We start from the raw sequence: 11,040 nt of genomic DNA, 5'->3' as shown, positions 1-11,040 counted from the left end.
AGTGACTGTCCACTTAGTCAGAAAATATGATTTCATTTGGTTAACTACTTATCATATCGGGTCAAGTGAAAAGTTAAGGAGGACGAATGGATTGGCGTAATAACGTAGTTTCTGAATTTGCTGAGGCCATGGGCATCAGGGGGTTCGATTTTGGTGATACCGGCGTAGCATGCTTTGACATTGAAGGGGCCGGATCCTTTTGCATGGAGCAAAAGGAAGAGGGCGTATTAATGTATATGGCTCGGGAGATAGACCCCTTTAATAGTCTGCCCATTTTAGAAAGTGCCCTGGCACAATGCCATTACAAAAGGAGCTTTACCTATCCTCTACAGGTAGGATTTAATGAAAATCAACTGGTTATCTGTCTGTTTATGGATGATTCTGATTTCAACCGACCCAGTGTGGAACGTGCTATGCAGTTTCTGATGCAAAAGACAGATGAGCTAACATTATAAGTATTAAAAAGCTGTTTTGAACAGATAAGGGGATTTTCAGTACCTCAACCCATCAATTCTGAATAGAGGTTACTACCATGGCGAACAATATCATCAAGACGGGTGATCTGGCTGACAAGGCGCTGGAAAAAACGCAGGAAGGCTTTGCCAATCCGGATCAACCAGAAGCAGGGGCGGCAGGACGTTTCGCAGAGCTGGTTGGCCAGAAACCCGATGAAAACATACAGGTGGCGAATATTAACCCCATTGAAGTGTCTGCTAATCGCGACGCACCGGCCCTGACCCTGGGAGATAAGGTGCTTCAGGGTATGCAGGGGCTCAGGGACCATGTGGAAAGCAGGGCTGACCTGGTCAAGCAGCACCTGGTACCTGGCGAGGCGATGGGGATGCAGGATATGTTCCGTACTCAGATGGCTATGACGAATCTGATGATTACCGAAGACTATATTGGGAAAATTGTCAGTAAAAGTACTCAGACATTCGATACGCTATTGCGAAATCAGTAATTTTTCTTTTTTCTGTAAGCTGAAGGAAAATAAAGTAATTTTTCTTCAGCTGTCATTAGTCTTCCTATATTTCAAAACTATACTCGGTAAATCGTAATTATTCTGTGCAACTGGCCGTTAAAAGTAGAAGTAATTATTTTAACGTGCATAAGGTTGGCTCGTCATGAAACAGGGGTTTGTCCAGAGCTTTAGAGTTACATTACTGTGTCTTTTCAGTGTTTTATTACTGGGGTGTAAAGTTGAGCTTTATTCCGGGCTTAATGAAAGGGAAGGTAATGAAATGCTTGCCATCCTTCTTGATAATAATATTCCCTCTGAGAAGCTGGTAGATAAAGACAAAATTGTCACCATCATGGTGCAAGGCGGCGACGTTGCAAGATCTATCAAGATTTTGAGTAGCCTTGGTTTTCCGAAAGAAAAATACTCGTCGATCGGTGATATTTTTCCCAAGGATGGTTTGATTTCTTCTCCGACTGAAGAACGGGCCCGATATACCTATTCCATGTCACAGGAGCTGTCATCAACACTATCCATGATTGATGGTGTTGTTACCGCCCGTGTCCATGTGGTGTTGCCCCAGGAGCAGGATAGCCTGACGGATGTCAACTACCCCTCATCAGCCTCAGTGTTTATCAAGTATACGCCTGAGCTTGAGTTGGCCGGCCTGGTTCCGAAAGTAAAAACCCTGGTGGCAAACAGTATTGAAGGGCTTTCATTGGAGAAGATCGCTGTCTCCCTGTTCCCGGCAACTCGCCTGAACTCTGGCAATGTCAGCGCTCCATCAACAGAAACGGTGCTGTTTGTCGATGTTGCTCCTGGCTCTGCAGGGATTATTCGCATAGTTGTCTATGCTTTGATTCTTCTGCTGCTATTGGCAGTGGGTGCCGGTGGCTATTTCTACTGGATGATGGAACAAAAGAAAAAGCAGAAGAAAAAAAAGGGTGATCGTAAATAACGGATGATGTGCACAGGATCGCTATTGTTTGAAGGGCTTATTTGAATAGCTTATTTGTGGCACAGTGCATGCCGGGTTAAATGGTTATTCAGTTGATTATTCAGGGTTAGAATGAAATGAACAGTAACAATGTTTTTCAGGAATACAATGGAACAAGCCTGTTCAATCTCATGGTTGAGTTTAACTTCTTCCCTGTTCGTTATGTGCATGCGAGCTGGCTTAAATCAGATAAACATTTCAAGTTACTGAAAGCACTTCAGACCAGCGTACCTGCACAAATTAATCTATCAAACTATCTGCTGGGCAAGTTTGGTATTGCCAGGCAGTTTGACTATGATTTTGATCGCCCGGATAAAAGGATAGTATTTGCCAGTGCCGAAGAAATTGAGCAATTAGCTTTATACATCGGGCTGGTTCTCAACGAAAGCACTGTCCGGTCAGTTATTCGTCGTGATGAACGTATGGCACTGCAGAAGTGCCTGGGAGAAGAGGCCTACCGATTTACTGTGAAAAAAGCGCAGTTTATCAGCCGGGCTTCAGAAAAAAATGGTCCCGGTGTACTCATTGATTGGAAACACCTGGACCGATTTAAAGCGTTTCTGGAAATGAATGGCCGACAGGTTATTGCCACTGCATTTTCTGATTTGCCCGGAGCCTTCCGGCAACGGTTGATATTAAAAATGCCCAGTAGCTGGAAAAAGATATTAAGCACACCAGATGCCGGGGGACTGGGTCAAGCCCAGTGTGTAAAGTTACTGGTAAAAACACATAAAGAGGTGAATCGACAGTGGCGGCACCTGTTATCCTGAATAATATCCGGCTGGAGCTGGATCCAACCTGTAAAGTGCTCAAGGCAGATGACTATGTTGTTTATCTTGAGGCTCAGGAAATTATTAAGGCAGCTCAGCAGCAGGCTGCAGGTATTACTGAGGAAGCCCGCCAGGCCTTTGAACAGGAAAAAAAGCGGGGATATCAGGAAGGGTTGGCGGAAAGCAAGGCTGAACAGACGGATCATATGCTGAAAGTGGTCAGCAAGACGATCAACTATCTTTCCGATATTGAAAATACCCTGGCCAATATCCTGCTTTCCGGTGTGAAAAAAATCATCGGTGAATTTGATCAGGAAGAGCTGGCCATAAGCCTGGTTAAAAACGCCCTGCAGCATGTCAGAAATGAGAAGCATGTTACCATTCGTGTGCCATCAGCCCAGTACAGTGCTGTCCAGGCACGCCTGAACACCATCCTGGCAGAGTATAAAGGGGTGGGTTTTATTGATCTTGTGGCTGACCCAAGGCTGTCACCCGGCGATTGCATTATGGAGAGTGAGATCGGTGTTGTTGATGCCAGTGTTGATGTTCAGTTACGGGCATTACAGAAGCGGTTTGACAGTCTCCAATCGTTAGCTGCACGCGGCCGTGAGGCCGACATGGCAGACAAGGCTGAATAGGGGAGTACCCACTCAGGCCAGCGTTATTGGAAAAAGCCGATGAGATAAGCAGTATTTACCTCCGCCTGAGGCTTGCCTTGCCCACCAGGACATCACCAGGCGGGCATATTTATTAAAATCCCCTATCTTTATCACTGAAATTTATATTCAGTGAAGGTCCACGCTTATGTCTGAACCCAGCCGTTCCACGGTAATTGGCAGTGCTTTAATTTTGGCCGGAACGGCAATCGGTGCGGGCATGCTTGCTTTGCCACTGGTATCAGCCAGTACCGGCCTGATACCGGTGATGATTATTTTTGTGGTGACGGCCTTCTTCGCGGTTATCTCAGCTCTTTATGCCTTTGAGGCTAATGTTGCCATCAAGCCCGGCTGTAATTTGTATACCATGGCCAGCAGAACATTAGGGCGGTCAGGGAAGGTGCTCTCTGCCATTGCCCCGCTTGGGCTTTTTTACGCATTGATGTCCGCCTACTTTGCCGGCGGGGGATCATTAATGGCGCAATACGTTCAAATGGCCGTTCCCGGGGCGTCATCGCAACTGTGCGTGATTGTCTTTGCCCTGATTGCCGGTGCCTTTGTTTATTACAGTACCCGGGCGGTGGATCTTGTTAACCGTATCTTTTTCACCCTGATGATCGCGACTTTTATCCTTGCCCTGGTTTCACTGGCACCTTCGGTGCGTTATGAGAGTATGGTACATACGGCGAGGGTTGAGTATCTATCGGTTCTGGCGGCACTGCCGGTGATATTTACTTCATTCGGTTATCATGGTGGCATTCCCAGCATCATCATTTATCAAAAGCAACAGCTGAAGCATATCCCCCTTATTTTTCTGTTGGCAACCCTTATTCCGCTGGCGGTATATACCTTGTGGCTGGTGGCAGTGATGGGGGTAGTACCAGAAGGTTTATTACTGGGAATCAGTCAGTCATCTGAGGCAACGGTTCATTTAATTTCAGCATTAAGCGGTGATGAAAAGGTTCACACTATTTTGTACCTGTTTTCTGATCTGGCGTTATTAACATCCGTGTTGGGCGTTGCTCTTGGGCTATTTGATTATCTTGCCAACTTATTACAGAGGGCGGATACCCGAATCCATCGGCTGCAAACCGCCCTGGTGACCTTTATCCCGCCGGTTATTATCGCCATTATGTTTCCGGATGGTTTTGTCGCGGCCCTGGGTTATGCGGCGGTTGCCCTGGCCATTCTGGCTATCCTTCTGCCCACGGCAATGGTCTATGTATTAAGGAAAAAACCGGCCTATGAAAACCCGTTTCGGGCCCCCGGTGGCACGGTTTTGATGTCAACTTGTTTTGTATTTGGCTGCATCATCATTTTGTCCCAATTTATTTCCAGGCTTTAGGTATTTTTGCGTAAGTTGATAATCAAAAGCGAATCTATTGTTAATTAAACATTACTCTGCATACCTTAAATAAAGAAGCGTTCCTTTATAGTGGTTGATCCTGGTTATCGATACTAAAAATATGTTTTTACCGAAACATTGATTTATTTTTGTTCTATATCAATGGCATTAATTTTTGGTTTGTATAAACTTCGCGACTAAATTTTTAACCCTTCCCTGATTTTATCCAGTTCGCTGGCTGTCTCTGTTTGGGTCTTTCCCGGAGATGGTGGTGATAGAGGTTTGCATATGCAGGTTATCAAGGCTGATGTAGCCATCGTCGGTGCCGGAGGTGCCGGTCTTCGAGCTGCCATCGCCGTCGCAGAAAAAAATCCTGAACTTGAAGTTGCATTGATTTCCAAAGTCTACCCCATGCGCAGTCATACGGTGGCGGCAGAAGGCGGTTCAGCCGGTGTCATTCAGGATCATGACTCTCTGGAAAACCACTTTGTTGATACGGTGGCCGGTGGTGACTGGCTTTGCGATCAGGATGTGGTGGATTACTTTGTGACCCATGCCACCGAAGAGATGATCCGCCTGGAACACTGGGGCTGCCCCTGGAATCGTAAGGACGATGGGAACGTCAATGTGCGTGCTTTTGGTGGTATGAAGATCGAGCGCACCTGGTTTGCTGCCGACAAGTCTGGCTTCCATATGCTCCACACGTTGTTTCAGACGTCCACCAAATACCCATCCATCGAACGCTTCGATGAGTATTTTGCCACTGACCTGATCATGGAAGACGGCCGTGCACAGGGTGTTGTCGCCATTGAAGTGAAAACTGGCGAAGCAAAAGTATTCCTGGCGAAATCCGTGGTCCTGGCAACAGGCGGCTCTGGTCGTATTTTCCGTTTCAATACCAACGGTGCCATTGTGACCGGTGATGGTCATGCCATGGCCCTGCGTGCTGGCGCACCGCTGCGTGACATGGAGTTTGTCCAGTACCACCCAACCGGTCTGCCAGGCTCCGGGATATTGATGACGGAAGGTTGCCGTGGTGAAGGCGGTATCCTGTTGAACAAGGATGGTTACCGTTACCTGCAGGATTACGGTCTGGGACCAGAGACTCCGGTTGGCCAGCCAAAGAACAAATACATGGAGTTGGGCCCCCGCGACAAGCTTTCCCAGGCCTTCTGGCATGAGCAGCGCAAGGGCCGGACCATTGAAACGCCCCTGGGCGACGCGGTGCACCTGGACCTGCGTCACCTGGGCGAACAGAAACTGATGGAGCGTCTGCCACTGATCTGTTCCCTGGCGAAAAATTACCTGGGTGTTGATCCGGTTCATCAGCCAATTCCGGTACGTCCTGCGGTGCATTACACCATGGGTGGGGTCAGGACTGATATTCATTGTGCCACCGATCTGGCCGGTCTGTTCGCCGCGGGTGAATGTGCCAGTGTCGGTATGCACGGTGCCAACCGTCTTGGTTCCAACTCTCTGGCAGAGACGGTGGTCTTCGGTAAGGTTGCCGGTGACAGTGCGGCGGATTTTGCCAGCCAGAATGTAATGTCTGACGAAAGCAAATTGCTGGATCATGCAAAAGCGCACCTGGCAGCCATCGACAGCCTGCGCAATGCCAATGGTACGGAAAAAGCATCGCACCTTCGTCACGAAATGGTGAAAACCATGGAAGACAGTTTCGGTATTTACCGGGTAGGTGAAGAGATGCAGGCGGGCCTGGACAAAATCTCCGAACTCCGTGAGCGCTTCAGGAACGTTAAAATAGAAGACAAGAGCAAGGTCTTCAATACCGAACTGCTGCAGGCCTTTGAACTGCAAAGCTCCCTGATGGTTGCTGAGTGTATGGCCCTGGGTGGAGTTGAGCGTAAGGAGTCCCGTGGTGCGTACCAGCGTATTGATGGTTTCGAAGCCCGTGATGATGTCAACTTCCTGAAACACTCCGTCGCCTTCTTTAACGGTGATGCCAGGCCTCGTCTGGAGTATGAAGACGTGAATGTCACCCGCTTCCAGCCAGAAGAGCGCGTTTATGGCGCTGCAGCCGAGAAGAACGCAGCTGAGACAAACGGTGAAGGGAAGTAAGGAGGCCACCCATGAGTGATAAAACCATAACTATCGAGATTCTGCGGTATAACCCGGAAACCGATGCCAAGCCGACCTTTGGCACTTTTACCATTCCATATGTGGAAGCCTGGTCCATGCTCGATGCCCTTGAGCATATCAAGGATGAGCTGGATTCCAGCCTGGCTTACCGCTGGTCCTGTCGTATGGCGGTATGCGGCAGCTGTGGCATGGTCATTAACGGTACACCAAAGCTTGGCTGTGAAACTTTCCTGCGGGATTACTATCCGAACCCCATTCGGGTAGAGCCGCTGGCTAACTTCCCCATTGAAAAAGATCTGGTCATTGACTCTGAAGACTTCATCAAGAAACTGGAGTCAGTGAAACCCTATATCATCAATGCCATGGAGAAGCCGGTTGAAGAGGGTGTGACCAGGCAGACGCCTCAGCAGCTGGGCCTTTATAAGCAGTTCTCCATGTGCATTAACTGCATGCTCTGCTACTCCGCGTGCCCACAGATGGGCTTGAACCCACTGTTTACCGGGCCTGCGGTGATTGCCCTGGGCCACCGTTATAACCTGGACAGCCGTGATGATGGCTATGAGCAGCGCACTGAAGTGATTCAGGGCAAGAATGGTGTCTGGTCCTGTACCTTTGTGGGCTACTGTTCTGAGGTGTGTCCGAAGAATGTTGACCCGGCCGCTGCCATTAACCAGAACAAACTGCAGGGTTCCCGGGATTGGGCACTCTCTTTTTTGATGCCACGTAAAGGAGACCAGTGATGAGTCGTCGCCCCTATGTGCGTCCCATGAAGCGCAACTGGTATATGGATCATCCCTTCTACCGCCAGTACATGGTACGGGAATCCTCCTGCGTGTTTGATGGTCTGTATGCCATCAACCTGTTTGTCGGTCTGGTTCAGCTGGTTAAGGGTGAAGCTGCCTGGAATAGCTGGCTTGCTTTTCAGGCCAACCCGTTGATGATTCTGTTTACCGTGGTGACCCTGGGGCTGACCCTTTACCATGCCGTCACTTTTTTCGATATGACGCCCCGGGTTCTGCCACAGCAGATTCGTAAAATGGTAAAAGACCCTGTGGTTAACAAGTTGATGTACGTTGGCCTGGCTGTGGTTTCTGCCATCATTCTGGCTGCGGCCACCCTGGGACTTTGACGGGGATAGGAGAGGGAACATGAGTCATAAACGCCATATTGAACCTCTGTTGTGGAGTCTGTTTGGGGCTGGTGGCACCACCATCGCCTTTTTCTTTCCGGCCATTATTTTTGTGGTTGGTCTGGGCGTGCCGTTGGAAATTATTCCGGCAGAAGCGCTCTCTTACGAGCGGATGTCAGCATTCTTCCTGGAGAGCTGGATTGGCAGGCTGGCACTGATGGTGGCTTTGGTGCCTTCTTACTGGGCTTGTATTCACCGTATTTATCACGGTGCCCATGACCTGGGTTGCCACCCGGGGGTTGGGGTAAAAGTAGCCTGTTATGGTGGTACGTTGATTCTCAGTCTGGCAACGATTGCTTTGCTGCTGGTTTGATCAGGATGTTTAAAGGGGCTGAGTAAGCCCCTTTTTTTGCATAAAAAAGTTAGGCTGCCGGTGAAGTTTCTCCAGAACTCTGGCTTATTTTCTGAAGATACCCTTGTTCGATTCGCCGTTGATTGCGTGCCAGAGATATTTCTTTTGCCAATGCCGGGTCTTTTGCCAGTAATTCTTCCTGCTCGCACATCACCTGATTGATCTGCGCGTGAATTTTCTGGGTGATGCTATTAACCATTTGATACCGGTTTACTGCTGTCAGTGAGTGTGTCTGGGTAAAGCTGTCCACCGCCACTCTGGCCATAGCGCCCAGCGGGCTATCAAATTCATAGGGCTTTTGCATAATAAGATTGAGACTGTCGAGGTTTTCCAGCGTTTTTGTGAGTGTTTTGGTGAGTGTTGTGTTCAGAATATCAGTGGTTTCCTTTACCCAAAGCTCTACAAAGTGATCACCTGTTTTCTGCTGAATCTCTTCAGGCAGGGCACTGACTGTGTTTATCGCGGCCAGAGCTTCACCCAGTTGATCCTTTGTTTTGCAAGCCAGGACTGCGGGCAGAACACCCCCCCATTGGCCTTGTTGTGTCAGGGCCTTGATCATTTCCCGGCGATCAGCTGATAAAGACTCAACCTGTCGCTTGCCAACGGGCAGGTTGCTGGTTGCATTAGCGGTTCTGTCCGACTGGGGTGTCGCCGTGACTTCGCTGACCGGGCGTCCTTTATGACTGGCATCGGTATCGGCAGAACCCTCTTGTGGTGGTATATAAGATGTCTGGTTGTCGCCAGTTATTTTTGGAGGCATCTTTTCCATCCCCGGATTGCCAGCATAAAATAATAAGATCATTTATCGGCGGCTTCAGCTTTATTTGTACCGGAAGCTGCCACTTATCCGGGAGAGTTCCCATGCAAAAAATAGTGGTGGTGACCGGTGTTAGCCGGGGGTTGGGTCTGGAACTGTGCCGACAATATCTTGCCGAGGGGGCCAGGGTTTATGGTTGTTGCCGCTCCCCGGAGCAGTCGCAGAAACTGCTGGAGCTTAAACGCAGCGCTGGCCACCAGTTTGAGCTGGTTCCCCTGGATATTACCCAGCCCGGAATGATCCATAACCTGCAGTATGTGATTGAAGAACCCATCGATATCCTGATCAATAATGCCGGCATTTATGGCCCTTTCGGTCTCTCTTATGATGAGGTGACCGTTGATCCATGGATGGAGGTTTTGCGGGTCGATACGGTAGCCCCGATGATGGTTACCCAGGCACTGGTGGACAAAGTAGCCCGGGGCCATGATAAGAAAATCATCATGATGTCCAGCAAAATGGGCAGTATGGGGGACAATCAGAAAGGCGGGAGTTACCTCTATCGCTCGGCCAAAGCCGCATTAAATGCGGTGGCCAGGAGTTTGGCCATTGACCTGGCTGAAAAGGGTATCAGCGTTGGTATAGTGCACCCGGGCTGGGTTCAGACGGATATGGGGGGAGTCAATGCACTGATTGATACAGAAACATCAATCCGGGGCATTCGCAAGGTGATTGACCAACTGTCCTTGAGAAACAGTGGCCAGTTCATTAGTTATGATGGTTCAGTGATTCCCTGGTAAGTTGATTGATCGGATGAAATTTGCATGCAACCTATTGTTCAGTCGCTACACTTTTTTGCCCGTTATGGCTTGAGCCTGACGGCCTTGTTTCTGTTGTCCGCTATCCCATCAGAAATCGCTGGCTTTTATCTCCAACAGTCTTTTGCTGGCAATAGCGAGATAAGTGGGGGGGTGGCAGACCTGCTTGGTTCTGTATTGATCGAGCCCCTGGCCACGGGGGCAGCGATTTTCTTTATTGCGAGTCGTGATCAGGGTGAGAAGCTAAGCCTTTATGACAGTTTAAGAAAGTCGATGGGTATCTATTTTCCGTTGGCGACCAGTTATCTGATCGTGTTTGTGGTAGTAATGCTTGGGTTTAGCCTCTACCTGATACCAGGGTTTTATCTGCTGTACAAATTGATGTTTGTGGAGTTTCGAGTTGCCCTTGAGCAAGAGCCTCCAATGGAGGCTATCAAGGCAAGCTTTAATCAGACGAAGGCGCAGTGGTCCTTGTTATTGTTGCCTTTTACCCTACTGTTGGTCACTCTGCTGACCTCCCAATTCCTTATTAGCTATTTACTGATGAGCGAGGAGAATGTACTGCTGTTACAGGTTATTGGTGGTGTGCTTGAAGCGCCCTTTATGGCATTTGCCGTAGTGGTTGGCTTTCGACTGTTCAGCATGACCAGTCAGCGGCCTTTATAGTTTGGGGTACAGGGCTTCAATGCTGTTAAACGTATCCTGAAGTTCCAGAAAAAGAGGGTCATAACGTTCTGGCTCCACTTGTTGCCCTGACTGTTCAAGGTCTCCGGCAAGCATTGCCAGTTGCTCCGCTCCAACGATGGCCGCACCACCTTTAATCCGGTGGGCGAAGTTGACAATAAGGGGCGTTTGCTGGTTATTGACTGCTGCTTTCAAATTCAGAATGTCTTCCCGGGTGCTCTGGAAAAATGTCGATAACAATTCTTCCAGTAGCACCTCATCACCGTCGGTGATTTGATGTAAATTGTCCAGATTGATCATAAAACGTCCTGTGCAAATCACTAGTAAATTAGTTTTTCGCCATTAAACGCGAGTGCTTTAGCCAGGAGGCTGTCCGAGAATAGCGCCCGTAGCGAGGATGGCAGAAAATTGAGG

The 11,040-nt window shown here is 48.9% G+C and carries 14 protein-coding genes; 12 read left to right on the top strand and 2 right to left on the bottom strand.

All coding sequences use genetic code 11. The features are described 5' to 3' along the window. Nucleotides 1-86: 86 nt before the first annotated feature. The 10 genes from KDK14_RS17955 (at nt 87) to frdD (ending at nt 8,328) form a co-directional block, all read left to right on the top strand. Complete coding sequence (locus KDK14_RS17955) at nt 87-455, top strand: hypothetical protein (RefSeq protein WP_257266568.1); 369 nt, start codon at nt 87-89, stop codon at nt 453-455. A 77-nt stretch (nt 456-532) separates the two neighbouring features. Continuing rightward, entirely contained in the window at nt 533-961 is a 429-nt protein-coding gene (locus KDK14_RS17950) for an EscI/YscI/HrpB family type III secretion system inner rod protein (protein WP_257266567.1), read from the top strand. Between the two features lie 163 nt (nt 962-1,124). Then, nucleotides 1,125-1,916, top strand: coding sequence for a type III secretion system inner membrane ring lipoprotein SctJ (gene sctJ / locus KDK14_RS17945; RefSeq protein WP_257266566.1), 792 nt, complete (start codon nt 1,125-1,127; stop codon nt 1,914-1,916). A 116-nt stretch (nt 1,917-2,032) separates the two neighbouring features. Further along, nucleotides 2,033-2,725, top strand: coding sequence for a Yop proteins translocation protein K (locus KDK14_RS17940; protein WP_257266565.1), 693 nt, complete (start codon nt 2,033-2,035; stop codon nt 2,723-2,725). After that, complete coding sequence (locus tag KDK14_RS17935; protein ID WP_257266564.1) at nt 2,704-3,363, top strand: HrpE/YscL family type III secretion apparatus protein; 660 nt, start codon at nt 2,704-2,706, stop codon at nt 3,361-3,363. The genes KDK14_RS17940 and KDK14_RS17935 overlap by 22 nt, the downstream gene beginning before the upstream one ends. Nucleotides 3,364-3,529: 166 nt before the next feature. Next, complete coding sequence (locus tag KDK14_RS17930) at nt 3,530-4,726, top strand: amino acid permease (protein ID WP_257266563.1); 1,197 nt, start codon at nt 3,530-3,532, stop codon at nt 4,724-4,726. A 288-nt stretch (nt 4,727-5,014) separates the two neighbouring features. Next, nucleotides 5,015-6,805 (top strand): fumarate reductase (quinol) flavoprotein subunit, encoded by a 1,791-nt coding sequence (gene frdA / locus KDK14_RS17925; RefSeq protein WP_257266562.1) that lies wholly within the window; start codon nt 5,015-5,017, stop codon nt 6,803-6,805. A gap of 11 nt (nt 6,806-6,816) precedes the next feature. Beyond that, nucleotides 6,817-7,566, top strand: a complete 750-nt coding sequence (locus KDK14_RS17920; protein WP_257266561.1) for a succinate dehydrogenase/fumarate reductase iron-sulfur subunit — start codon at nt 6,817-6,819, stop codon at nt 7,564-7,566. After that, complete coding sequence (locus KDK14_RS17915) at nt 7,566-7,955, top strand: hypothetical protein (protein WP_257266559.1); 390 nt, start codon at nt 7,566-7,568, stop codon at nt 7,953-7,955. Before KDK14_RS17920 ends, KDK14_RS17915 begins: the two co-directional genes overlap by 1 nt. Nucleotides 7,956-7,974: 19 nt before the next feature. Further along, nucleotides 7,975-8,328, top strand: a complete 354-nt coding sequence (frdD, locus tag KDK14_RS17910; RefSeq protein WP_257266558.1) for a fumarate reductase subunit FrdD — start codon at nt 7,975-7,977, stop codon at nt 8,326-8,328. A 49-nt stretch (nt 8,329-8,377) separates the two neighbouring features. Here frdD and KDK14_RS17905 read toward each other — a convergent pair whose 3' ends face one another. Then, on the bottom strand, nt 8,378-9,169 hold the full coding sequence (locus tag KDK14_RS17905) for a hypothetical protein (RefSeq protein WP_257266557.1): 792 nt from the start codon (nt 9,167-9,169) through the stop codon (nt 8,378-8,380). A 59-nt stretch (nt 9,170-9,228) separates the two neighbouring features. Here KDK14_RS17905 and KDK14_RS17900 point away from each other — a divergent pair, with 59 nt between their 5' ends. Then, a complete protein-coding gene (locus KDK14_RS17900; protein ID WP_257266556.1) occupies nt 9,229-9,924 on the top strand; it encodes an SDR family oxidoreductase in 696 nt (231 codons plus the stop codon). 24 nt (nt 9,925-9,948) lie between these two features. Further along, nucleotides 9,949-10,608, top strand: coding sequence for a hypothetical protein (locus KDK14_RS17895; RefSeq protein ID WP_257266555.1), 660 nt, complete (start codon nt 9,949-9,951; stop codon nt 10,606-10,608). Here KDK14_RS17895 and KDK14_RS17890 read toward each other — a convergent pair. Next, nucleotides 10,603-10,926, bottom strand: a complete 324-nt coding sequence (locus tag KDK14_RS17890; protein WP_257266554.1) for an Hpt domain-containing protein — start codon at nt 10,924-10,926, stop codon at nt 10,603-10,605. The two genes, KDK14_RS17895 and KDK14_RS17890, sit on opposite strands and share 6 nt — an antisense overlap. Between the last annotated feature and the right edge of the window lie 114 nt (nt 10,927-11,040).

Origin of the sequence: Endozoicomonas sp. ONNA2 (genome assembly GCF_024606365.1) — a bacterium.
Lineage (GTDB): Bacteria > Pseudomonadota > Gammaproteobacteria > Pseudomonadales > Endozoicomonadaceae > Endozoicomonas.
This window is presented reverse-complemented; position numbering and strand designations above follow the sequence as displayed.

What these genes read in the sequence shown, in the direction of transcription:
- KDK14_RS17905 (WP_257266557.1), bottom strand. Translation starts at nt 9,169, where the DNA reads ATGATCTTATTATTTTATGCTGGCAATCCGGGGATGGAAAAGATGCCT.
- KDK14_RS17955 (WP_257266568.1), top strand. Translation starts at nt 87, where the DNA reads ATGGATTGGCGTAATAACGTAGTTTCTGAATTTGCTGAGGCCATGGGC.
- KDK14_RS17950 (WP_257266567.1), top strand. Translation starts at nt 533, where the DNA reads ATGGCGAACAATATCATCAAGACGGGTGATCTGGCTGACAAGGCGCTG.
- KDK14_RS17930 (WP_257266563.1), top strand. Translation starts at nt 3,530, where the DNA reads ATGTCTGAACCCAGCCGTTCCACGGTAATTGGCAGTGCTTTAATTTTG.
- KDK14_RS17895 (WP_257266555.1), top strand. Translation starts at nt 9,949, where the DNA reads ATGCAACCTATTGTTCAGTCGCTACACTTTTTTGCCCGTTATGGCTTG.
- frdA (WP_257266562.1), top strand. Translation starts at nt 5,015, where the DNA reads ATGCAGGTTATCAAGGCTGATGTAGCCATCGTCGGTGCCGGAGGTGCC.
- sctJ (WP_257266566.1), top strand. Translation starts at nt 1,125, where the DNA reads ATGAAACAGGGGTTTGTCCAGAGCTTTAGAGTTACATTACTGTGTCTT.
- KDK14_RS17915 (WP_257266559.1), top strand. Translation starts at nt 7,566, where the DNA reads ATGAGTCGTCGCCCCTATGTGCGTCCCATGAAGCGCAACTGGTATATG.
- frdD (WP_257266558.1), top strand. Translation starts at nt 7,975, where the DNA reads ATGAGTCATAAACGCCATATTGAACCTCTGTTGTGGAGTCTGTTTGGG.
- KDK14_RS17920 (WP_257266561.1), top strand. Translation starts at nt 6,817, where the DNA reads ATGAGTGATAAAACCATAACTATCGAGATTCTGCGGTATAACCCGGAA.
- KDK14_RS17900 (WP_257266556.1), top strand. Translation starts at nt 9,229, where the DNA reads ATGCAAAAAATAGTGGTGGTGACCGGTGTTAGCCGGGGGTTGGGTCTG.
- KDK14_RS17940 (WP_257266565.1), top strand. Translation starts at nt 2,033, where the DNA reads ATGAACAGTAACAATGTTTTTCAGGAATACAATGGAACAAGCCTGTTC.
- KDK14_RS17890 (WP_257266554.1), bottom strand. Translation starts at nt 10,926, where the DNA reads ATGATCAATCTGGACAATTTACATCAAATCACCGACGGTGATGAGGTG.